Origin of the sequence: Kitasatospora sp. NPDC015120, from assembly GCF_043080305.1 — a bacterium.
Classification (GTDB): domain Bacteria; phylum Actinomycetota; class Actinomycetes; order Streptomycetales; family Streptomycetaceae; genus Kitasatospora.
Window position 1 is genome coordinate 31,006 of sequence record NZ_JBIBVJ010000011.1, and the last position, 20,897, is coordinate 51,902.

Here is a 20,897-nt window from a genome sequence, read left to right on the forward strand (position 1 = left end):
TTGAACAGCACCGCCGCCCTCCCCCTCGCCGACACCGGGGAGGCCGCCGACCTGGCCGCCTTCCTGGTCCGCCTGCTGCGCTTCGACAAGGCGGCGGCGGTCCGGTTGCAGGGCGTGCCGCGGCCGGACGGCGGCGGTGTGCTGGCCGTCTTCGGGCGGCTGCCGCTGGGCGGTTCGGGCGCGCTGGCGGTGCGCACCGCGCGACTGGCGCACCTCGAAGCCCCGCTCGACCTGACCGTCTCGGCCGGGCAGCTGCTGGACGGCGTGGACACGGCGGCGGACGCCGTCGCGCTGCCCGCCCCGGTCACCGGCCCCTCCTGGGCCGGGCTGCTGCCGCCGCGCACCGGCTGGCAGCCGGTCGGCGCCCCGCCCGCGGCCCGGGTGCGCCTGGAAGTGGCGGCCGCCGTGCGGGAGTTCCGCGAGCGCAGCGAGGCCGTCCCGGAGCACCACCGCACCCGCGCGGTGCTGGACGCGCTGGCCGACGAGATCTGGTCCCGCCCGGTGACGGTGCTGCCCGAGCTGCCGCTGCGCGCCGCGCACGCGGCCCAGGTGATCGGCTTCCTGGCCCCGCAGGCCCCGCTGACCGTGCACCGGGCCGGCGGCTGGCTGCGGCTGTCCGCCCCGGCGGGCTCGGTGGCGGTCCGCACGGCGGCCGCCCCCGGCGCGGGCCTCGGCCTCAGCCCGGTCGGCTAAGCCCTCTCCCGGATCCCGCGGCGGGCGATGCCGCGGTCAGCCCTCGGTGTTGATCATCGAGGCGGCGGCGTAGGTGAGGTACTCCCAGAGCTGGCGCTCGGCGTCCTCCGGCAGGCCCAGCTCGTCGAGCGCCACCCGCATGTGCTTCAGCCAGGCGTCGTGCGCCGCCCGGTCCACCTTGAACGGCACGTGCCGCATCCGCAGCCGGGGGTGGCCGCGCTGCTCGCTGTAGGTGCGCGGGCCGCCCCAGTACTGGATCAGGAAGAGCGCGAACCGCTCCTCGGCCGGGCCGAGGTCCTCCTCCGGGTACATCGGCCGGAGCAACGCGTCCTCCGCGACGCCCTGGTAGAACCGGTGGACCAGCCGCCGGAAGGTCGGCTCGCCGCCGACCTGCTCGAAGAAGGTCTCCTCGCTGAGCGTGTCACGCCGGATCTCGTTCACCCGACCATGGTCGCAGACGGCGGCGGGGCCGTACACCGGGACCTGGGAACCAGGTCCGCGGACGTACGACCCCGCGCGGCACCGCGTGCGGCCCCGGCCGGACCCCGGGGAGGGGATCTAGTCCTCCCAGCGGAACAGCTTCCAGGAGATGCCGGTCAGCACGGCGGCGAAGAGCAGCAGCCCGCCCATGGTCGGCAGCGCGTCCATCACGCCGCCGCCCCGGGAGAGCACCGACTGGGCCGAGGTGACCAGGTGCCTCAGCGGCAGCGCCTCCGAGATCGCCTTGAGCCAGCCCGGCATGTCGTCGGTCGGGAAGAACGAGCCCGACAGGAACGACATCGGCAGCACGATGATCTGCGAGAGGCCGTTGGCCGCCTCCTCGGTCCTGGCGATCGAGCCGGCCAGCAGGCCGATCGACATGAAGGCGATGGTCGCGCAGACCACCAGCGGGATCACCAGCCACCAGTCGCCGGTGAGCTTCAGCCCGAAGAACGGCGTGGTGGCCACGACCAGGAAGATCGCGGTCTGGGCGAGCGCGGTCAGCACCGAGACGGCGACCCGGGAGGAGATGATCGACCCGGCGCTCACCGGGGCGAGCCGCAGCCGGCGCAGCACCTTCTTCCTCCGCCAGCCGACCAGGGTCAGCGAGGCGCTGAACACCGCGCCGGTGGCCACCGCCCAGCCCAGCAGGCCGGGGGTGAGGAACTGGATCGGCTTGAGCGCCTCGTCCTCGACCTGGGAACTCTCCAGGACGAACGTCGGGGGCTTGCCGCTGGCGGCCTGGTTGGCCTGCTGGACGACGGAGTTGACGATGCCCCGGACGGAGCCGGCGCGGACCTGGTCGGCGGCGCTGTAGCGCACCACGACCTTGCCGTCCGGCCCCTCCTTGATCAGTGCGTCGAGGTCGCCCTTGCGGACCTTCTCCAGGGCGGCGGCCTCGTCGTCGCCCCTGGTGATGGTCAGCACCTGCTCCAGGCCTGCCCGGGCCTCGCCCCGGACCGAGTCCAGCAGCCGGACGGCGCCGACCTGCTCCACCTTGGCGTGCGGGCTGGAGGCGCCCTTGAGCAGGGTGCCGAACAGCAGCAGGAACATCAGCGGGAAGAGCAGGACGAAGAACAGCGCGCTGCGGTCGCGGACGAAGGCGACCAGCATCACCCGGGAGAGGCTGACGAAGGCGGAGACCCGCTCGCGCTCCTCCGGCGCCCGGGGCGTGCCGCCCGGTGCGGGGGCGGCGGGGTCGGCCGTGGCCGGCTCGGCGCTCATGCGCGGTACTCCCGTCCGGTGAGCTGGAGGAAGACGTCCTCCAGGGTGGCGCCGCGGACCTCCAGGCCGCGCAGCGCGCCCTGCTCGGCGAGCACGGCGAGCACCGGCGCGGGCAGGCGGGTGGACAGCGACAGCGAGACGCCGTCGTCCTCCAGCGAGGTGATCTCCGCCCCGGCGGCGGTGAACAGCTCGCGCGCGGTGTCGAGGGCCAGCAGGCCGGACTCCACGCTGATCCGCACGGTGTCGTCGATCTCGCGGACCAGCGCGGCGGGCGCCCCGGTGCGCAGGATCCGGCCGCGGTCCATCACCGAGACGCGGTCGCAGAGCACCTCGGCCTCGTCCAGGTAGTGGGTGGTCAGCACGACGGTGCGGCCCTCGGCGTTGATGTCGCGCAGCAGGTCCCAGAGGTTGCGACGGGCCTGCGGGTCGAGGCCGGTGGTCGGCTCGTCCAGGAACACCAGCTCCGGGCCGTGGACCAGGGCGCAGGCGATCGAGAGCCGCTGGGCCTGGCCGCCGGACATCTTGTCGGTCATCACCCCGGCCGACTCGGTCAGGCCGACCCGCTCCAGCATCGCGTCGGCGCGCCTGGGGCCGACGCCGTAGAAGGAGCCGAAGGTGCGGATGGTCTCCCGCGCCGTGAGCTTGTTGAAGAAGGCGGAGGCCTGGAACTGCACGCCGATGCGCGGCAGCAGCCGGGGATTGCGCGGCCAGGGCGCCATGCCCAGCAGCTCGATCCGGCCCTCGTCGGGCTTGCGGATCCCCTCCAGGATCTCCAGCGTGGTCGTCTTCCCGGCGCCGTTGGGGCCGAGGATTCCATGGAATTCGCCGGTCCCGACGGTGAGTGACACCCCGTCGACGGCCTGCACGTCCCCGTACCGCTGACGGATTCCGTCGGCGGATATTGCAGCAGTCATAGCGACTGAGGGTAGGGGCGGCAGGCCGTCGTGGGGAGTTGTCTGAGCATCATTTGATGATCATTTTTACAATGGTGTCGAGTGACGGGCCGTCAGGCCGTCAGGCGCGGTGCACGGTGATCGTCGTCCAGGCGCCGATGTGGATCCGGTCGCCGTCGCTCAGCGGGATCGCGGTGTGGGGGGCGACCGGCTCCGCGCCGCCGTTCACGGTGGTGCCGTTGGTGGAGTCCTGGTCGACCAGCACCCAGCCGCCGTCCGGCTGCTCCGCCAGCAGGGCGTGCTGGTGCGAGGCGCCCGGGTCCTCCGGCGCGACCGACAGGTCGATCTCCGGCACCGTGCCGCGGTGCTGGCTGCGCCGTCCGATCCGCAGCTGGCCGCGCCCGGTCAGCGGGATCCGGCGCTCGGGGCAGTACGGCGGGAAGAACAGGCCGGCCGCCTCCGGACCGCTGCGGGCCATCATCGCGGTGAAGTACTCGCGGTCGGCCGCGATCACCGCGAACCAGGTGGTCCGCGCCGGCTCGGCGGGCGGGCCCTGCGGGGGCGCCGGCGGGGCCAGGTGGAACGAGGTGCCGAACTCGTCGCCGCGCCGGGCCGGGCCGGGCTGGGCGTAGACCGGGCCGGAGTCCTCGCGCGGCCGGGGCGCGCCGTACGGCCCGTCGGGCCGCGGCTCGGCCTGACCGGGAGCGGGCAGCGGGGCGGGCGCCCCGGTGTGCTGGGCGTGGACCGGCGGCGGGTAGCCGTAGCCGGAGGGCTCGGCGGGCTGCGACGGGTCCTCGCCCGGGTAGGCCTGGTGGCCGTGCGGCGGGGCGGCCGGGGCCTGCGGAGCACCGCCGTACGCCGCCGGGATGTTCAGCGGGGCGGGCGCGGGCGGCGGTACCGGGGCGGGCGGGAAGGACTGCGGGGCGCGCTGCGGGGCCGAGAGGTCGTAGTCGTAGCCGCACTCCTCGCAGAACCGTCCGGTCTGCGGGCTGCGGCAGATCGGGCAGACCGACAGGCCCTCGGTGAGGTCGGGGAAGCCCTGCGGGGGCGGCGGAACGGACCCGGGGGGCGGGATCGCGCCCGGGGGGAGCGTGGCCCCGTACGGCGCGCCGGGAGCGGCGGGCGCACCGTACGCCCCCGGGGTCCCGGGCGCGCCGGGCGGCGGTGGCGGCAGCGGCTGCGGCGGTGTCATCGGAAAACCGCAGAAGTCGCACCAGTCCTCGGCCTGCGACTCATGGCCCCTCGGGCAGATCGGCATCAGGTCCCCCCTCAATTCCAGCCCGGCCGGGGCTGAGCCCGGCCGGTTCGCGGCCCGGTCGGCGCTTCGGCGGTCACTTCTTCACGCGGACGGTCTTGGTCGACCGGGTCTCGACGATCATCGAGTCGGCCTCGCTCACGTTCTTACGGAACCGAACGGTACCCTCCCTCGGGTCCACCACGTCCACCACCTTCTGCAGCAGCCGGAAGGTGCCCTCGTTGCCGGTCTCGTGCGCGATCCGCACGGCGGCCCCGAGCCTGGCGGTGGCCCGCCCGACGTCCCCGGCGCGGTGCGCCTCCATGCCCTCCCGGACGGCCGCGGCCAGCTCCGCCTGTCCGGTGTAGTGGGCGACCTGCGGGCTGATCCGGGTGGACGAGGCGAGGTCGTCCGTCCAGACCGCCTTGACCAGGCCCTGCGACAGCACCTCGGGCGTCCCCCCGGCGACCGACGGCGGCAGGACCAGGCTCACCCGGGCGGCCAGCATCTCGTTGCCGACGGCCGCGGAGGGGACCTCCACGCAGACGTGGTAGTCGCGGCTCTCGTCGCCCCACGAGCCGGTCGGGTAGTCGCCGGCCCGCGGTCCGGCCTCGGAGCGGCGGGCGGTGAGGTCCTCCAGCGCGGGGGCGACCTGCTTGACGAACTTGACCACCGCGTTGGCCGGCGTCCAGATCCGCAGCGCGACGTCGGCGACCTGCTTGCCCATCGCGCCGGCCATCATCGAGCGGAAGTCCTCGGCCAGGCCGGACGGCTCGGGGACGATGTCGACGGTCCCGAGCAGCGCGGAGGCGATCTTGCGCAGTTCCTCGACCCGCCAGTCGGTGCCCACGCCGCGGCAGTCGGCGGTGAAGTGGCCGGTGACCCGGCCGATCGCGCGCTCCAGGTCGGCGGCGGTCTCGTGCTCGTTGTTGCCGTCGGTCAGCAGGATGGCGTGCCGGATCGGGATGTCGGCGCGGGTGAGGAAGAGCTGGTCGGCCTTGGTGAGCCAGCTGCCCATGGCGGTGCCGCCGGCCGCGGTGAGCCGGCGCAGGGACTCCTTGGCCCGCGCCCGGGTGTCCGCGGAGGCGACGGCGAGGGTGCCGTCGCCGGGGAAGACCTCGCGGGCCTCGTGGGTGCCGGCGACCACGGCGAAGGCGACGCCGTCGCGGATGGTGTCGATGGCGGCGGCGGTGGCCTCGCGGGCGCCGCGCAGCTTGCTCGACGGGTAGTCCATCGAACCGGAGCAGTCCACCAGCAGGACCACCGCGGCCGACTGCCCGGCGCCGCCCGGTGCCGCGTCGACGACGCCGAGCGGCCGCCCGCCGGAGGTGCCGCCGCCGGTCGCGGTCACGGTGACGATGGCGTTCACCTCGCGGGCGCCGTCCGCGAGGTACTCGTTCTGGAAGATCTCCACGTCGAACCTGGGCAGGTTCGGCTTCGCCAGTGTTGCCATGGGCCGGTGGCTCCCGTCGGGTGGTCGGTTGGTGCGGGGGCTGCTGTGCGCGGAGGCCGGGCGGCCGTCCGGTGGGCGGAAGGGTGCTGTGCGGAGGGTGCTGCGCGGAGGGTGCTGCGCGGGGGGTGCGGGGCGGACGCGGTGGTGGTCGGGGCGGAGTGTGGTGGGGCCCGCGCCCGGGCGGGCGCGGGCCCCGGCGGGCCGGCCGGGTCAGCGGGCCGGGGGCACGGTCGGACGGGGCGGGACGGCCGGCGGCGGCGGGACCGCCGGCAGCGGGGCGGCGGGGGAGCCGATCACCGGGATGTCCGGCAGGGTCGGCTCGTACTCCTCCTCGTCCTCCGCGGCGCCGGCGGCGGCCGGGCCGCCCGCGGTGACCAGCGGCAGGTCGAGCGCCGTGGCGGTCCGGGCGTCCTCGCCCCGGTCCGCGGCCGGCGGCGGGTCGATCGGCAGCACGGCGACGGTGATGTTGTCGTGGCCGCCGGCCGCGACGGCGAACTCCACCAGCTCCCGTGCGGCGGCCAGCGGTTCGGTGCGGGCGTCCGGCCGCACGTGGTACGCCAGGTCGGTGGCGGCCTCGGCGTAGTTCCACAGGCCGTCGGTGCACACCAGCAGCACCCCGGGGTAGTGCGGGGTGAAGCCGATGACGTGCGGCACGACCTCCTCGGCGTCCGCGCCGAGCCAGCCCGTGATGGCGTGGGCGCGCGGGTCCGCGTACGCCTCGGCCTCGTCCATCAGGCCGGCCTCGACCATCCGGGCGGCCCAGGAGTCGTCCTGGGTGAGCCGGAACGGCACGGCGGCGGCCCGGTCGTCGGGGATCCAGTAGGCGCGGGTGTCGCCCACCCAGCCGATGGTGATCCGGCCGCCGGATGCGATGGCGCTGACGTAGGTGCAGGCGGGCGCGTTGACGTCGGGCCGGCTCGGCCGGGTGCCGTCGGTGGCGAGCGCGGCCACCGCGTCGGCCGCGTCGGCGACCGCCCGGCGCATCGCGTCGCTCGGGTCGGTACCCGCCTCCAGCGAGCTGAGCAGCGACTCCGAGGCGGCGTCGACCGCGGTCTCGGAGGCCTGGTCGGGCCGGTCGGAGGAGGAGACGCCGTCGCAGACCACGGCCACCACCACCGGCTCGCCGCCGGGCAGCGAGCTGGCGGCGACGGTGAAGGAGTCCTCGTTGCGGTGGTGGCGCACCCCGCGGTCGCTGACCCCGGCGACGCCGGCCAGCGCCTTCTCCATGTGGTCGCGCGGACGCGGCTGGGCGCGGCCGCACGCCTCGCAGTAGCCGTCGGCGGTCACCTGGTGGAGCCCGCAGTGCGCGCAGGCGCCCGTGCCCGGCGCGCCCTGGCCGCCCTGGGCCGGGACGGCGGGCGCGTTGGGCAGGGTCGGCGGGTGGTCGTCGTCGGCGCCGGCCCGGGCGGCGGACCAGCCGGCCGGCATCGCGCCGGGGGCGGGCCGGCCGTCCCGGCTCGCCCCGCAGGAGCCGCAGAAGACGTCCTCCGGGTCCATCGGCTCGGCACAGCTCTGGCACACGGTCTGCTGCGGCATCTGTTACACCCACGTCCTGGGACGGGCCCGGTTGGCCCGCTCCACCATCTCGATCCTTGTTTCGGCCCGGTCGGCCAACCGGGCGAGTACCCGGTAGGACTGCTCCAGGGCGAACCGCAGTTCCCTTTCCACCGCGGGCCGTCCCAGCACGCTGACCTCGCCGGCCGTCCCGCCGGGGGATCCGGCGGTCACCCAGCCGAGCGCCGCGCCCAGCACCTCGACGGCGAGTTCCTCGCGGCGGCGGTCGTCCAGGCGCAGCGCGGTCAGCTGCTCGGAGCTCGCGCCGAGGTCGGCGCCGAGCGGGTCGGTGGCGGGCCGCTCGCGCAGCCGGGCCCGGACGGCGGCGATCCGGGCGGCGGTGTACTGGCTGGAGGTGGCCGGGACGGACTCCAGGACGGCGACCGCGCCGGCCCGGTCGTCGCCGGCGAGCCGGACCCGGGCCAGCCCGAAGGCGGCGCTCAGGTAGCTCTGGTCGGTGCTCCACACCAGACGGTAGAACTCGGCCGCGTCGCCGCCGTCGCCGAGGAGTTCGGCGCAGACGGCGAGGGCCAGCTTGGGGGCGGCCTCGCCGGGGAAGGCGTCGTAGACGGCGTCGAACGCCTCGGCGGCGGCGCGCAGCGCCTGCGCGCGCGGGTCCGCCTCCGGGCCCGCCGCCGGGACGGGGTCCGGGCCGCCCTGCGGGTCGGCGGCGGCGGCCAGCGAGGCCAGGCCCCGGTACCAGACCACCCGCCAGTCGTCCGGGTGGTCCTGCTCCAGCGCGGCGAGCGCCTCGGCGGCCTGCCGTGCGCTGCCGAGTTCGAGCAGTGCGCGCAGCGCCCGCAGCCGGCGCTCGATCGAGTCGGCCGGGGCGCCGTCCAGGGCGGCCAGCGCCTCCTGCGGGTCGGTGGCGAGCAGGGTGGCGAGGAAGCCGGCGTTGGGGTCGGTGGGGTCGATCCGGGGCACGGGCAGGGCGAGCGCGGCGGCGCGCGGGTCGACGGCGGCCAGCCGCAGTTCGCCGGGCCATTCCGTGGGTGCCACCAACTCGGTGTCGACGACGCGCAGTTCGGGGCCGAACAGGGTGGAGGGCGCGGGCCGGGCCCGGCCGTCCTGGAGCGCCAGCACCTCGCGCAGCACACCGGTGAGCTGGTCGGCCATCTCCTCGGCGGAGGCGAACCGGCGGGCCGGGTCGGGGTCGGTGGCGCGCACCAGCAGCCGGTAGTAGGACTCGTAGGCGGCGAAGGCGGGCACGGACTCCGGACCGGGCAGGGTGTCCCGGTAGGTGGTGGAGTACCCCTGGAAGTCGAAGCTGAGGACGGCGAGGGTGCGGGCCACCGTGTAGAGGTCGGAGGCGGGGGAGGGGCCGTCGGTGGCGATCTCCGGCGCCTGGTAGCCGATGGTGCCGTAGATCGGGCCCTCGTCGTCGAACCGGCGGACGGCGCCCATGTCGATGATCTTGAGGGTGTCGCCGCTCTGGATCACGTTGTCGATCTTGAAGTCGCAGTAGACCAGGCCCCGCTGGTGCAGGTAGCCCAGCGCGGGCAGCGCCTCCAGCGCGTAGGCGATCGCCTGCTCCACCGGCAGCGGGTCGCGCCGGCCGTCGGGGGTGCGGCGCTCGTTGGCGATGTCCTTGAGCGACTTGCCGCCGACGTACTCCATCACGATGTAGCCGTCGGTGGCTCCGGTCCGCAGGTCCGGGTGCTCGGCGAAGTTGATGATGCGCACGATGCTCGGGTGGTCCACCTCGGCCAGGAACCGGCGCTCGGCGACGGCCACCGCGAGCGCGTCCTCGTCCCCGGTGTCGAGCAGGCCCTTGAGCACCACCCACTTGTCGTTGACCCGCCGGTCCACCGCCAGGTAGATCCAGCCGAGGCCGCCGTGGGCCAGGCAGCCCACCACCTCGTACTGGCCGCCGACCAGGTCGCCCCGGCGCAGCTTGGGGGTGAAGGAGTACGGGGTGCCGCACTTGGTGCAGAAGCCCTCCGGGCGGCCCGGCGTGCCGTTGCGCTCCCGGCCCACCGGGGCGTCGCACTTGGAGCAGTACCGCTTGCGCTCCGGCACCTCCGGGTTCTCCAGCACCGCCGCGGCCGGGTCGGCGGCCGGCACGCTGGGCACCGTCACCAGGCCGGCGCCGAGGCGGTGGCGGTTGGCGGTGGCACTGCCGCGGCTGCTGCGCACCGAGACCGAGCGGCCGCTGCCGGTGCGGGTCGAGCGGTGCGAGCGGGAGCGGCCGGACAGTGAGCGGGCCGAGGCGCTGCGGGCCGAGGAGCGGGCCGATCCGGTGTCCGGGTCGAACACGATCTCCAGGGTGGAGGTGTACGCGGTGGAGCCGGACGCCGCGGCGCCGGTCAGGGGCCGGGGTCCGGGCGGGGTGAGGCCGCACTCGTCGCAGTAGCCGTCGGTGTCGATCGTCCCGGCGCAGTCGCGCGGGCAGGGGGAGCCCGCGCCCGCCGGGGCGGACGGCGTCGGCCCGGTGGCGCTCGGTCCGCCGGCGCTCGGCCCGGTGCCGCTCGTCCCGCCGGCGGTCCTCACCGAGGAGGTGCCCTCCGGCGCGAGCCCGCACTCGTCGCAGTAACCGTCCGCGTCGATCGTCCCGGTGCCGCCGCACTCCGGCCGCCCGCACGTCTCGCCCATCACCCTCGGCCCCCCTCTGCCCGTCCGTCGACAGCCCGTCCGTCGACAGCCTGTCCGTCGACCGGCTCCCCGCCGGCCCACGCCCCACCCTGCTCGGCCCCGCCCTGCTCGGCCCCGCCCTGCTCGATGCCGCCCGCCGCGCCCCCGTCCGCCTCCGCCGCCGGGCGCAGCGCCTGCTGGAAGCGGGCCACCGCGGCGGCCGCCGCCCGCAGGTCGCACGGCGCGCTCCACAGCAGCCAGCGCGCCTTCTCGTACCGCTCCACGACCTCCGGGTCCTCGGCCATCCGCAGCCGGGCCGCCATCGCCTTGTACGCGTCCAGGCGCCCGCGCAGTTCGGCCCGGACGGCCAGCGGCTGGGTCACCTCGGTCAGCGACTGCCGGGCCCGGGCCAGCTCCTTGGCCGCCGCGTCCTCCAGCGCGTCCAGCAGCGGGGCCAGCCGGTACCACTGCCCGCTCTGCCGCAGGTCCAGGGCCACCACGATCCGTTCGCGCAGCGCCGAGGCCGGGCCGGGGACGGCCGGCACCTCGGTGGCGGCGATCTTCGCCAGCACCTCGCCGCGCGCCCGGCGGGCCTCGGCCAGCGTGGCGTCGGCCCGCTGCAACAGGTCCCCGACGCCCTGCAGGCGCTCCTCGGCGTCGTCGCGCAGCCGCAGCAGGTTCTCCAGCTCCAGCCGGACGTCGTCCAGCGCCCGCCCGGCCAGGTCGAAGCGTTCGGTGTCCACCATCCCGGACGGCGTGGCGAGCGCGCCGCCGTCCGGCACCGTGCCGCGCTGCGCGGGGACGCGGGCGGGCCGCCAGAGCGCCAGCGGATCGCTGCGCACCTCGGTCCGCAGGCCGTCGAGGCCGGCGTCCAGCGCGTCCAGGTCGTCGCCGAGCGGGTGGGTGCCGGCGCGCACGCCGAGCGAGGCCGCCAGGGTCTGCACCCGGCGCAGTTCGGCGATCAGCAGGTCGATCCGGGCGGGCAGCGCCGTCCAGACCGCGTCGGCCGCCGCGACCACCTCCAGGACGGTGGCGTACCAGGCGTTCATCCGGTCCATCAGCCCGTCCAGGCTGACCCGTTCGACCAGCCGGGCGGGCGCGCCGAGCCGCTGCGGGCCGTCCGGCGCGCCGCCGGGCACGGTGACCGCGTCGCCGGTCAGCAGCTCGCTCAGCTCGGCGAGTTCGGGGGCGCCGGGCCTCGCCTTGCGGGCCCGTACCGCGCGGGCCGAGGCGAGCGCCTCGGAGTAGCGGTCGAACAGCGCCCAGAGCAGCGGCACGCCCTGTCCGGCGACGGCCCAGCGCTCCTGGGTCCGCCCGGCCAGTGCCGCGCCGTCGAGCAGGCGCAGGCCCGGGTGGTCCTGGAGGGAGAGCAGCGCCGACTCGACCGCGTCGCGTTCCGCGCCGAGGCGCGCCAGCGCGCGGTCCACCTCCTCCCGGCTCAGGACCGGGCCGGCCGAAGCCGCCATCGCTCTCTCCCCTCCTCCACTCGCTCCACCGGCTCCGTTCGCTCCACCTGCCCCGTTCCGTGCTCCCGGGGACCGCTGCCGGCCCCGGCGGGAGCCGCCGGACAGACCCTAACGCGTGCTCCCGCCCGTGCGGCCGTCACCGCGGTGCCGGCCAGTGCCGGTCGGCGTCGTCCAGCAGGTACGGCTTGAGCCAGGTGTCGTACGCGCGGCGCCAGGCGCCGCCGTTGTAGTAGTCGTTGAGCACCTGGTTCACCCGGGCCGTCAGGTCGGTGCTGCCCTTCAGCATCGCGACGCCCATCACGCCCGGGCGCACCTCGCCGTCCAGCACCTTGACGGTCTGGTCCTGCGCCGCCTGGCCGGCCGCCAGGCCGTCGTCGGTCATCGTCGCGTCGACCTTGCCGAGCTGCATCAGCACCAGGCAGTCCAGGTTGTTCTCCACCGGGACGAGCTTCTTGAGCGGCCGGGTCTTCAGCTCCTCCAGGGCCGAGGAGCCGGTCGCCGCGCACGCGGTGGTGCCGTTCAGCGCCTCGTCGAGGCTCCTGGCCGGCGAGGTCCGGGGCACCAGGACCCGCTGGCTGGTGGTGAAGTAGGGCCGGGAGAAGGCGATCTCCTCCAGCCGTTCGCAGGTGATCGACATGGTGCGGACGATGATGTCGACCCGGCCCTCCTTGATGTACTTGATCCGGTCGGCGGTCGGCACCGCCTTGAACACCACCTTCTCCGGGTCGCCCATGATCGCGGTGCCGATCGCCCGCGCGAGGTCGATGTCGAAGCCCTCCAGCTGCCCGTTGTTGGGGTTGCGCGAGCCCCACCGGTAGCTGTTCAGGTCGATGCCGACGACCAGACTGCGGCGGGCCTTGATGGCCTGCACCGCCGCGCCGTCCGCGCTGCTCGGCGGGACGCTCCGGTAGAGGTCGCAGGGCTCCGCCTGCCCGGACCGTTCCGCCTGCCCGCTCTGCTCCGCCCCCTCCTGCCCGGCCGCCAGCGGCAGCTGCGCCGGTGCTCCGGCCCCGGCGCCGCCGTGCGGTCCGCCCGCGCCGAGCACCAGCGCGCCGGAGGCCAGCAGCGCCAGCGCCGCCGCCGTCCGGGCCGCGCGCAGCACCGCGGTGCGGCCCCGTCCCCGTTCCGTGATCGTGCCCATCCGGTCCGTCCCCCCTCTACCGGTACTCGGCCAGTCGCCGGCCGAGGCCGCCCAGTGCCGCGACGGCGGCCACCAGGCCCAGCGCCGCGACGCCCGCCGCGGCGGTGCGCAGGTCCGTGTCGACGCCCAGCGCCGCGCCCCGGAAGCGGCCCTCCTCCAGCACGGCGGCGTGCGCCAGCTGCCGGTCGGCGGAGGTGAACGCGGCGTCGGCGGTGTTCGGCGCGTCCGCCTCCCGGGCCGTCACGGTGGCGTCCAGCGCGGCTTGGTAGTCGCCCTGGTTCTCCAGCGCGCCGGCCGCGGTGTGCCGCTGGTTCCACTGCTCGTAGTCGCGCAGCGCCTGGTCGACCGTGGCGCGGGCGTCCGCCGGCGCCAGCGCCTGGGCCTGGGCCAGGGTGCCGGCCGGCTCGCCGCCGTCGGGGCGGGTCCAGAGGTGGCCGGTGGTCGTCGACCACAGCTTGGCGTAGGTGGAGCTGGAGCCGCGCGAGACGTAGTGCAGGTTCTCCGCCAGCCGGGCGGTCAGCACGTCCACCCGGGCGGCGTTGAGGGCCCGCAGCGGCGCGCCCCCCTCGCGCTCGCCGCGTTCGAGCGCCGAGCCGGCGGCGGTCGCGCTCACCGTCAGCCAGAGCACCGCGGCCAGGACGGAGGCGGTGGCGGCCAGCAGCCCGATGTTGAAGACCCGGTTGGTCCGCCGGAACAGCGCCAGCTGCACCCAGGCCAGGGCGAGCAGCGCCACCAGGCCCAGCGCGTAGCCGGCCCACGGGGTGGCCCGGGCCTGCGCCAGGTCGTCGGCCAGCACGTCGTTCTGGGCGGCCGACAGCCGGGCGGCGGCCGGCAGCAGTTCGGTGCGCATCTGCTCGGAGGCGTACCGCTGGTAGGCGCCGCCGAGCGGGAAGCCCTGGCGGTTGTTGGCCCGGGCGCTCTCCACCAGCCCCGCGTAGACCGGCACCTTCTGGTTGAGCGAGGAGAGCAGCTCCTGGAGGTCCGCGGAGGAGGAGGTGGTGCGGGCGGCCGCCTCGGAGATCAGCCGGGAGGCCGTCCTGAGGTCCTGCTCGTAGCGCTCCCGCACGGCCCGCGGTTCGGCGCCCGCCAGCAGGAAGCCGGTCGCCGCGGTGGCGTCCGCGTCGGCCAGCGAGCGGTTGATGTCGGCGGCGGCCTGGCTGAGCGGCTGGCTGGAGCCGACCACCCGCCCGGCCGCCGCGGCCCGGGAGTTCAGCTGGACGGCGGTCAGCGCGCCGAACGCGAGGGCCAGCACGGCGAGCAGCGCCCCGGCGAGCCGCAGCCGCCCCGGCGCCGTCCGGGCGGCCCGTCCCAGCCGGGCGACGGGCCCGGGCCGCGGGACCACCGCCTCCGTGCCGCCGGACCGCGGCGCGGGCACGTGCGGCCTCTCGATACGCACCGGTGTCGCCACCAGCATCCCCCTCCCCAATGGCCCGCCCTCCGTCTCCGGGGCCCGGCCGTTGCCAGCAGTATGGCCGTCACTCCCGGCGGCCACACCCGAGTTGCGCGGATCTTGAGCTGTGCGTGCCCGCGGTGCTCCGCGGCTTCCCGTCCGTTCCGGCCCGGGCCGCCCCGAGGCGCGGGGCGGGCGGCGAACGGGTCGACGCGGCACGCACCCTACGCGGTTCCCGGGTGTTGCGGAGGGTCCGGGTCCGTTTGTGCGGGCGACTCCCCGGCGCGGGCGGTTCGTGCGCCGGTGCGACGGCCCGGGCCTCCGTACGATGGCGGCATGCGCCTTCTGGGAACGATCTCCGCCGACCGACCGCTGCTCGTCGTCGCCGTCCGGGAGGAGGCCGCCCATCTCGGCGACCACCTGCCGGTGCTGCTGACCGGCATCGGCAAGGTCAACGCCGCCGCCGCGCTGGCCACCGTCCTCGCCGGGGGCCCGCACCCCTCCGAGGTCGTCAACCTCGGGACCGCCGGGGCCCTGCGCCCCGGCTGGGAGGGCACCCACACCGTCACCCAGGTGATCCAGCACGACCTGGACACCCCGACCCTCCAGGCCCTGACCGGCCGCGTCTACGGCGCCCCGCTGGTCGTCGGCAAGGGCGACGGCCCGGTGCTGGCCACCGGCGACCTGTTCGTCTCCGACGCGGCCGCCCGCGACCGCCTGGCCGAGCACGCCGACCTGGTCGACATGGAGGGCTACGCCGTCGCCACCGTCGCCCACCGGGCCGGCCTGCCGGTCCGGCTGGTCAAGCACGTCAGCGACGAGGCGGGCGACGGCGCCGGGCACACCTGGCGGGAGAGCGTCGACGACTGCGCCCGCCACCTCGCCGACTGGCTGCACGGACAGGGCTGGTGACGGTGCGTCCGGCCGGCGGCGGCGGCCACGGCGACGGAGCGGCGGACGCCACCACCGCGGGCGGGCGGGGCGACCTGCGCCCGCCGGGGATCAACGCCGACGAGTACAGCACCCTGCTGACCATCCTCGACTACCTGCGCGAGAGCGTGATCGCCAAGACCGACGGGCTCGGTGACGAGGACGCCCGGCGCCCCGGGGTCGCCTCCGGCACCAGCCTGCTCTGGCTGGTGCGCCACCTCACCGCCGTCGAACTCAACTGGTTCCTCTGGGCCTACCGGGGCGACGACGTCGAGCCGTGGGACGACGACGCGCCCTCGCCGGGCGACGAGACGGTGGCGGAGTCGGTCGCCGCGTACCGGGCGGCGATCGCCCGCGCCAATGCGGTGATCGCCTCGGCGGCCGACCGCCTCGACCGCCCGGGGGTGCGCTCGCTCCGGCCCGACTCCGAAGCGCCGTCGATGCGTTGGGTGCTGGTGCACATGATCGAGGAGACCGGCCGGCACGCCGGTCACGCCGACATCCTGCGGGAGTTGCTGGACGGCGCGGTCGGCCGCTGACGGGGTGGGGCGTGCGGCCGGCTGACGATCAGTGGAATACTCCCCCGCGCAGTACCCGGTGCCGCTCCGGCGGCGCCGGGTGTTTTTCATACAGGGGGAACAGAAGTTCATGTCACCGACTGACAGAAATGTTGGCCGTCGCCGCACCGTGCGCACCGCCAGGACGGCCCTCGGGGCCTCGGCGCTCGCGCTGGCGCTGGTCACCACCGCGGCCTGCGGGCCGGACAACAGCTCGGCCGACTCGGCCGTCACCGCGGCAGCGGGTCCGGCCGGGGGGCCGAACCTGGGACTGCCCGCCAGCCTCGACGATCTGAAGAAGTGGAAGTTCGAGGACTGGGAGAAGTGGGCGAAGGACTACGCCCTCCCGGCCGCCGCCAAGGGCTTCTGGACGCTGGACAAGCTGCTCAAGGCCAAGCCCACGGAGCCCCTCCCGCCGCCGGCCCCGCCCACGGCCGCACCGCCGGCCCCGCCCGCGCAGCCGTCGCAGGCCCCGGCCCCGCCCGCGCCGCCCACCCAGCCGGGTGCGCCGTCGGCACCGTCCGCGCCGTCCGCCCCGGCGAGCAAGCCGCCGGCCGGACAGCCGACCCAGCCGGGGCATCCGACGCCGCCGCCCGCGGCGCCCAAGCCGTCCACCACCCAGCAGCCGGCCTCGCAGGCCCCGGCCCCGCCGGCCCAGCCGCCCGCCCCGCCGACCCAGGCCCCGGCGCAGCCGCCGGCCCAGCCCACCCAGGCCCCGGCCCAGCCCGCGCAGCCGACCCAGGCCCCGGCCCAGCCGCCGGCCCCGCCCGCGCAGCCCGCCGACAACGGCAACGACCCGCTGCCCAGGACCGTCAACGCCCAGCCGCTGCCGCACCCGTACGCCAAGCCCGGCGTGCACGGAAAGCTGTTCGCGGACGCCCCCGGCAGCGGCGCCGGCGCCGCCGCCGGCCTGAGCCACTACCAGTGCTCCGCCACCGTGGTCGCCGACCCGGCCCACCCCGGCAGGAGCAACCTGGTGTGGACCGCCGGCCACTGCGTCCACCAGGGCAAGGGCGGTTCGTACTACAGCAACATCTCCTTCATCCCGGCCTTCAACAGCACCGGCGCGCTGAGCGGCGGCAAGCAGGCCGAGGAGGCCCAGTACGCACCGTTCGGCGTCTGGAACGCCACCCAGGCGGTGACCTCCCCGCAGTGGAAGGCCGAGGGCGGCGACGGCGGCTCCCCGGCCACCCACTACGACTTCGCGATCATCCGGGTGCAGCCCGCCGACGGCGGCACGTCGCTGGAGGAGACGGTCGGCGGCGCGCTGCCGGTCTGGTTCAACGCCCCGCGCGACCAGCTGAGCATCACCGAGTTCGGCTACCCCGCGGCCCCGCCGTACGACGGCATGGAGCTCAACCGCTGCGAGAGCGGCAAGCCGACCCGGCTGTCCTACGACCCGGCCCGCCCGCCGATGCTCACCATCGGCTGCACCATGACCGGCGGTTCCAGCGGCGGCGGCTGGCTGGCGGTGAAGGACGGCAAGCCCGCCCTGGTCAGCAACGTCTCGGTCGGCAAGCACACCGGTGACCCGAAGTTCCAGGCCGGTCCGTACCTCGACGACGTCGCGGCCGGCGCGTACGACTTCATCTCCAAGAAGGGCTGACGCCCTCCCGGCGGCCGTCCCCGCGCACCCCTGCGGTGCGCGGGGACGGCCGCCGTCCCGCCTCAGTCCGCGAACGCCGCCAGGTCGAGCGCGGCCAGCCGCTCCGGGTCGCTGAGCACGTCGATCGCCACGATCACGCCGTCCAGCACGGTGAACCCCATCACCGACACCGCCCGGCCGTGGGCGCCGATGACCACCACGCCCGCCGCGCCGTTGACCAGCGCCGGGCGCGCGTACGGCGACAGGCTGTGGAACATGACCGCCTGCCCCGCGACCGTCCGGGCCCCCCGCAGCACCACCGGGCGCCGCTCCCGGCCGGCACCGCCGTCCGCCCGCAGCACCACCTCCGGGTCCAGGACGGCGAGCAGCGCGTCGAGGTCCCCGGTACGGGTGGCGGCGAAGAACGCGTCGACGGCCACCCGCTGGCGGGCGAGGTCCCGGTCCGGCGCGGGCGCCCGGCCCTGCACCTTGCGGCGGGCCCGGCTGGCCAGCTGACGGGTCGCGGGCGCCGTCTTCTCGATCAGCGGGGCGATCTCCTCGAACGGCACGGCGAACAGGTCGTGCAGCACGAAGGAGACCCGCTCGGCGGGGGAGAGCGACTCCAGCACCACCATCAGCGCCAGCCCGACCGAGTCGGCGAGCAGCACCTCCTGCTCCGGGTCCGGTGCGTCCGCCCGCGCGATCAGCGGGTCCGGTATCCGCGCCGGCGGTTCGGCCCCGCCGCCCGCGCCGGCCGCCTCGGTGCGTGACTCGAAGGACTCCTCGCGGCGCTGCGCCCGCGCCCGCAGCTGGGTGAGGCAGAGCCGCCCGGTCACCGTGGTCAGCCAGCCGCCGAGGTTCTCCACCTGCGAGGTGTCCGTGCGGTCGTAACGCAGCCAGGTGTCCTGGACGGCGTCCTCCGCCTCGGCGAGCGAGCCGAGCATCCGGTAGGCCACCGCCCGCAGGTGCGGCCGGTGCGCCTCGAACAGTTCCGCGGCCGGTGCGGATCCGGCGGCCAGAATTCTCTCGTCCACCCGTGTCACATTCCTTCGTCGCCGTCGGTCAAAGCTCCGGAACCACGAAACCTAACGGCTCCGCCGGAGGCCCGGCCTCCGACCGGCGAAGGAGAGACGATCATGACGTACCCGACCAGCGGGACCAACGCCCCCGTCCTGGTGACCGGCGGTACCGGCACCCTCGGCCGGCAGGTGGTGCCGCTGCTGCGCGCGGCGGGCCGGGAGGTCCGGGTGCTCACCCGCAACCCCCGCCCGGCCGCCGACGGCGTCACCCACCTGGCCGGCGACCTGCTGACCGGCGAGGGCGTGGCCGCGGCGGTGGCCGGCGCCGAGGTGGTGCTGCACCTGGCCGGCGACGCCAAGCACGACGAGGCCACCACCCGCACCCTGGTCGACGCCGCCCGCCGGACCGGGGTGCGGCACCTCGTCCACATCTCGGTGATCGCCGCCGACCGGGTGCCGCTCGGCTACTTCCGGGCCAAGCACGCCGCGGAGCAGGCCGTCGCCGGCTCGGGCGTCCCGTTCACCACGCTGCGCGCCGCCCAGTTCCACGACCTCGCGCTCAAGACGGCGGCCGCGATGGCCAAGCTGCCCGTCGTCCCGGCGCTCAACGGCATCCGCTGGGAGCCGGTGGACGCCCGGGACGTCGCCGAGCGGCTGGTCGAGCTGGCCCTGGAAGCGCCCGCCGGGCTCGTCCCCGACCTCGCCGGCCCGGCCGTGCGCACCCTGGCCGGCCTCACCCGCGACTACCTGGCGGCCGCCGGCAAGCGCCGTCCGATGCTGCCGCTGCGCGCCCCCGGCGCGGTGGGCCGCTGCTACCGGGAGGGCGTCAACCTGGCCGGGCCCGGGGCCGACCGGGGCGCCCGCGGCTGGGAGGCGTTCCTCGCCGGGACCTTTCCGGCGGGCGCTGCGGCGGGCGCTGCGGCGGGCGCCGCCGGCCGGGTCAGGACCAGCTGACGGCGGTCGGCTCGCCGGTCTTCGCCGCCGTCACCACGGCCTCGGTGGTGACCACCTTGGCGAACCGCATCGCGTGCAGCACCGTCCGGGTGGCGCGGGCGAGTTCGGCGGCGGGGACGGTCACGCCGTCGGGGCCGGTCTGGTCGAAGGCGTGCATCGCGTCGACCGGGAAGACCGCGTCGTAGCCGAGGTTGCCCGCCATCCGGGCGGTGGTCTCGTTGCACACATTGGTGATGATCCCGGTGATCACCACCTGCCGGGCACCGCGCTCCTGGAGCCAGGTGTGCAGGTCCGGGGTGCCGTAGAAGGCGCTGTTCACCGTCTTGGTGACGTGCAGGGCCGGAGTGACGGCCGCCACGAAGTCCTTCAACTCGTGGCCGGGCGTGCCCTTCGCCAGTGGGCCCGTCGCGGACTCGTGCTGGACGGTCACCACTGGCCGTCCGGTGGCCTGCCACACGTCGATCAGTTCGCCGATCCGCTGCTCGGCCTCGGGGTTGTCGCGCTCGCCCCAGAACGCGGTGTCCTCGAAGCCCTTCTGGACGTCGATGACGACCAGGACGGCGTCGGAGTCGATGGTGAGCGGGGCGTCGAGGGCGCTGGTGTTCGTCATGCGTCCATCCTGCGGCGGGCCCGGGCGGCGCCGTGAGCGGCGGTGGAGCCACCCATCGATACGATCCTGCCACTACGATCCCGCCATGCGAACGGTGGGTTGTGTGATCTTCGACGGCGTCCGGCCCTTCGACTACGCGGTGATCGGGGAGGTGTGGACCAACCGGGCCAGCCGCCCCGGTCTGCCCGCGTTCGAGTTGCGGATCTGCGGGCCGGACGGTGCCCGGGTCCGCTTCGACGGCGGGCTGGAGCGCGTCCCGGACCACGGGCTGGACGCGCTCACCGGCTGCGACCTGGTCGTCGTGCCCGGCATGCAACGGCCCGACGAGCCCTTCGACCCCGCCGTCCTCGCCGCCCTGCGCACCGCCCACGCGCACGGCGTCACCCTCGCCTCGCTCTGCGCGGGCGCCTTCCTGCTCGCCGAGGCCGGCCTCCTCGACGGCCGCCCCGCCACCACCCACTGGGCCTTCGCCGACGAACTGGCCCGCCGCTTCCCGGCGGTGGACGTCCGCCCGGAGGTGCTGTTCACCGGCGAGGGCGGGCTCTGGACCTCGGCCGGGGTGGCGGCCGGCATCGACCTCTGCCTGCACCTGGTCCGCGCCGCCCACGGCGAGCGGGTGGCCGCCGCGATCGCCCGCGCCATGGTCACCGCGCCCTTCCGCTCCGGCGGCCAGGCCCAGTTCATCCCCTCCCCGGTCCCGCAGCCCACCGAGTCCGACGACCCCCTCGCCCGCGTCCGCACCGAGGTCCTGGCCGCCCTCGACACCCCCTGGACCGTGCGCCGGATGGCCGCCCTCGCCGTGATGTCCGAGCGGACCTTCGCCCGCCACTTCAACGCCACCACCGGCACCACCCCGCTGCGCTGGCTCCTCGACCAGCGCATCCTCACCGCCCAGCGCCTCCTGGAGGACACCGACCTCCCCGTCGACACCGTCGCCGCCCGCTGCGGCTTCTCCTCCGCCGTCTCGCTGCGCCCGCCCTTCACCGCCCGCCTCGGCATCCCGCCCCGCGAGTACCGGCGGACCTTCCGCGGCCGCGAGCCGGGCACGCCCTAGCGGCTCGCGCCGGCCCCTCGCGGGAGGCCGGGGCCGGGTGCGCGTGCCGGGCACCCCGTCCCGGCCCGATACCCTTGGGTTTCATGACC

The 20,897-nt window shown here is 75.9% G+C and carries 18 protein-coding genes; 6 read left to right on the plus strand and 12 right to left on the minus strand.

The genetic code is table 11. From position 1 onward, the window contains the following. The gene (locus tag ACF1AK_RS23435) at window positions 1-693 is read left to right on the plus strand and encodes a hypothetical protein (protein WP_391500771.1); all 693 of its coding nucleotides are present in this window, start codon (window positions 1-3) and stop codon (window positions 691-693) included. A 36-nt stretch (window positions 694-729) separates the two neighbouring features. Here the strand turns inward: ACF1AK_RS23435 and ACF1AK_RS23440 are convergent, their stop codons facing one another. The 10 genes from ACF1AK_RS23440 to ACF1AK_RS23485 form a co-directional block, all read right to left on the minus strand. Continuing rightward, a complete protein-coding gene (locus tag ACF1AK_RS23440) occupies window positions 730-1,134 on the minus strand; it encodes a globin (protein ID WP_391500772.1) in 405 nt (134 codons plus the stop codon). A 117-nt stretch (window positions 1,135-1,251) separates the two neighbouring features. Beyond that, complete coding sequence (locus ACF1AK_RS23445) at window positions 1,252-2,397, minus strand: ABC transporter permease (protein ID WP_391500773.1); 1,146 nt, start codon at window positions 2,395-2,397, stop codon at window positions 1,252-1,254. Then, entirely contained in the window at window positions 2,394-3,311 is a 918-nt protein-coding gene (locus ACF1AK_RS23450; RefSeq protein ID WP_391500774.1) for an ABC transporter ATP-binding protein, read from the minus strand. Before ACF1AK_RS23450 ends, ACF1AK_RS23445 begins: the two co-directional genes overlap by 4 nt. A gap of 100 nt (window positions 3,312-3,411) precedes the next feature. Further along, window positions 3,412-4,482, minus strand: a complete 1,071-nt coding sequence (locus ACF1AK_RS23455) for an FHA domain-containing protein (RefSeq protein WP_391500775.1) — start codon at window positions 4,480-4,482, stop codon at window positions 3,412-3,414. A 139-nt stretch (window positions 4,483-4,621) separates the two neighbouring features. Further along, on the minus strand, window positions 4,622-5,977 hold the full coding sequence (locus tag ACF1AK_RS23460) for a VWA domain-containing protein (protein ID WP_391500776.1): 1,356 nt from the start codon (window positions 5,975-5,977) through the stop codon (window positions 4,622-4,624). A 210-nt stretch (window positions 5,978-6,187) separates the two neighbouring features. Beyond that, window positions 6,188-7,513, minus strand: a complete 1,326-nt coding sequence (locus ACF1AK_RS23465) for a PP2C family protein-serine/threonine phosphatase (protein WP_391500777.1) — start codon at window positions 7,511-7,513, stop codon at window positions 6,188-6,190. A 3-nt stretch (window positions 7,514-7,516) separates the two neighbouring features. Then, window positions 7,517-10,123 carry a tetratricopeptide repeat protein gene (locus tag ACF1AK_RS23470; RefSeq protein WP_391500778.1) on the minus strand — a complete coding sequence of 869 codons (2,607 nt, stop codon included), beginning with the start codon at window positions 10,121-10,123 and terminating at the stop codon, window positions 7,517-7,519. Then, on the minus strand, window positions 10,123-11,568 hold the full coding sequence (locus ACF1AK_RS23475) for a hypothetical protein (protein WP_391500779.1): 1,446 nt from the start codon (window positions 11,566-11,568) through the stop codon (window positions 10,123-10,125). The genes ACF1AK_RS23470 and ACF1AK_RS23475 overlap by 1 nt, the downstream gene beginning before the upstream one ends. Before the next feature lie 136 nt (window positions 11,569-11,704). Beyond that, on the minus strand, window positions 11,705-12,709 hold the full coding sequence (locus tag ACF1AK_RS23480) for a glutamate ABC transporter substrate-binding protein (RefSeq protein WP_391500780.1): 1,005 nt from the start codon (window positions 12,707-12,709) through the stop codon (window positions 11,705-11,707). Window positions 12,710-12,725: 16 nt separating this feature from the next. After that, window positions 12,726-14,105: a hypothetical protein gene (locus tag ACF1AK_RS23485; protein ID WP_391500781.1), complete on the minus strand. Its 1,380-nt coding sequence runs from the start codon at window positions 14,103-14,105 to the stop codon at window positions 12,726-12,728. 330 nt (window positions 14,106-14,435) lie between these two features. On the opposite strand from ACF1AK_RS23485, the gene ACF1AK_RS23490 reads away from it, so the two are divergent. The 3 genes from ACF1AK_RS23490 (at window position 14,436) to ACF1AK_RS23500 (ending at window position 17,192) form a co-directional block, all read left to right on the plus strand. Next, entirely contained in the window at window positions 14,436-15,011 is a 576-nt protein-coding gene (locus ACF1AK_RS23490; RefSeq protein ID WP_391500782.1) for a nucleosidase, read from the plus strand. Then, window positions 15,008-15,568, plus strand: a complete 561-nt coding sequence (locus tag ACF1AK_RS23495) for a DinB family protein (protein ID WP_391500783.1) — start codon at window positions 15,008-15,010, stop codon at window positions 15,566-15,568. Before ACF1AK_RS23490 ends, ACF1AK_RS23495 begins: the two co-directional genes overlap by 4 nt. Window positions 15,569-15,677: 109 nt before the next feature. Further along, window positions 15,678-17,192, plus strand: coding sequence for a trypsin-like serine peptidase (locus tag ACF1AK_RS23500; protein ID WP_391500784.1), 1,515 nt, complete (start codon window positions 15,678-15,680; stop codon window positions 17,190-17,192). A gap of 62 nt (window positions 17,193-17,254) precedes the next feature. Here the strand turns inward: ACF1AK_RS23500 and ACF1AK_RS23505 are convergent, their stop codons facing one another. After that, window positions 17,255-18,205, minus strand: coding sequence for a sigma-70 family RNA polymerase sigma factor (locus tag ACF1AK_RS23505; protein WP_391500785.1), 951 nt, complete (start codon window positions 18,203-18,205; stop codon window positions 17,255-17,257). A gap of 102 nt (window positions 18,206-18,307) precedes the next feature. Between ACF1AK_RS23505 and ACF1AK_RS23510 the strand changes: the two genes are divergently transcribed. After that, the gene (locus tag ACF1AK_RS23510) at window positions 18,308-19,144 is read left to right on the plus strand and encodes an SDR family oxidoreductase (RefSeq protein WP_391500786.1); all 837 of its coding nucleotides are present in this window, start codon (window positions 18,308-18,310) and stop codon (window positions 19,142-19,144) included. On the opposite strand, the gene ACF1AK_RS23515 is transcribed toward ACF1AK_RS23510, so the two are convergent. Beyond that, on the minus strand, window positions 19,131-19,754 hold the full coding sequence (locus ACF1AK_RS23515) for a cysteine hydrolase family protein (protein ID WP_391500787.1): 624 nt from the start codon (window positions 19,752-19,754) through the stop codon (window positions 19,131-19,133). The genes ACF1AK_RS23510 and ACF1AK_RS23515 overlap by 14 nt on opposite strands. Before the next feature lie 85 nt (window positions 19,755-19,839). On the opposite strand from ACF1AK_RS23515, the gene ACF1AK_RS23520 reads away from it, so the two are divergent. Further along, on the plus strand, window positions 19,840-20,808 hold the full coding sequence (locus tag ACF1AK_RS23520; RefSeq protein ID WP_391500788.1) for a GlxA family transcriptional regulator: 969 nt from the start codon (window positions 19,840-19,842) through the stop codon (window positions 20,806-20,808). The last annotated feature ends 89 nt before the right edge of the window (window positions 20,809-20,897 follow it).

What these genes read in the sequence shown, in the direction of transcription:
- ACF1AK_RS23510 (WP_391500786.1), top strand. Translation starts at nt 18,308, where the DNA reads ATGACGTACCCGACCAGCGGGACCAACGCCCCCGTCCTGGTGACCGGC.
- ACF1AK_RS23515 (WP_391500787.1), bottom strand. Translation starts at nt 19,754, where the DNA reads ATGACGAACACCAGCGCCCTCGACGCCCCGCTCACCATCGACTCCGAC.
- ACF1AK_RS23470 (WP_391500778.1), bottom strand. Translation starts at nt 10,123, where the DNA reads ATGGGCGAGACGTGCGGGCGGCCGGAGTGCGGCGGCACCGGGACGATC.
- ACF1AK_RS23490 (WP_391500782.1), top strand. Translation starts at nt 14,436, where the DNA reads ATGCGCCTTCTGGGAACGATCTCCGCCGACCGACCGCTGCTCGTCGTC.
- ACF1AK_RS23465 (WP_391500777.1), bottom strand. Translation starts at nt 7,513, where the DNA reads ATGCCGCAGCAGACCGTGTGCCAGAGCTGTGCCGAGCCGATGGACCCG.
- ACF1AK_RS23475 (WP_391500779.1), bottom strand. Translation starts at nt 11,568, where the DNA reads ATGGCGGCTTCGGCCGGCCCGGTCCTGAGCCGGGAGGAGGTGGACCGC.
- ACF1AK_RS23520 (WP_391500788.1), top strand. Translation starts at nt 19,840, where the DNA reads ATGCGAACGGTGGGTTGTGTGATCTTCGACGGCGTCCGGCCCTTCGAC.
- ACF1AK_RS23500 (WP_391500784.1), top strand. Translation starts at nt 15,678, where the DNA reads ATGTCACCGACTGACAGAAATGTTGGCCGTCGCCGCACCGTGCGCACC.
- ACF1AK_RS23445 (WP_391500773.1), bottom strand. Translation starts at nt 2,397, where the DNA reads ATGAGCGCCGAGCCGGCCACGGCCGACCCCGCCGCCCCCGCACCGGGC.
- ACF1AK_RS23460 (WP_391500776.1), bottom strand. Translation starts at nt 5,977, where the DNA reads ATGGCAACACTGGCGAAGCCGAACCTGCCCAGGTTCGACGTGGAGATC.
- ACF1AK_RS23450 (WP_391500774.1), bottom strand. Translation starts at nt 3,311, where the DNA reads ATGACTGCTGCAATATCCGCCGACGGAATCCGTCAGCGGTACGGGGAC.
- ACF1AK_RS23455 (WP_391500775.1), bottom strand. Translation starts at nt 4,482, where the DNA reads ATGACACCGCCGCAGCCGCTGCCGCCACCGCCGCCCGGCGCGCCCGGG.
- ACF1AK_RS23480 (WP_391500780.1), bottom strand. Translation starts at nt 12,709, where the DNA reads ATGGGCACGATCACGGAACGGGGACGGGGCCGCACCGCGGTGCTGCGC.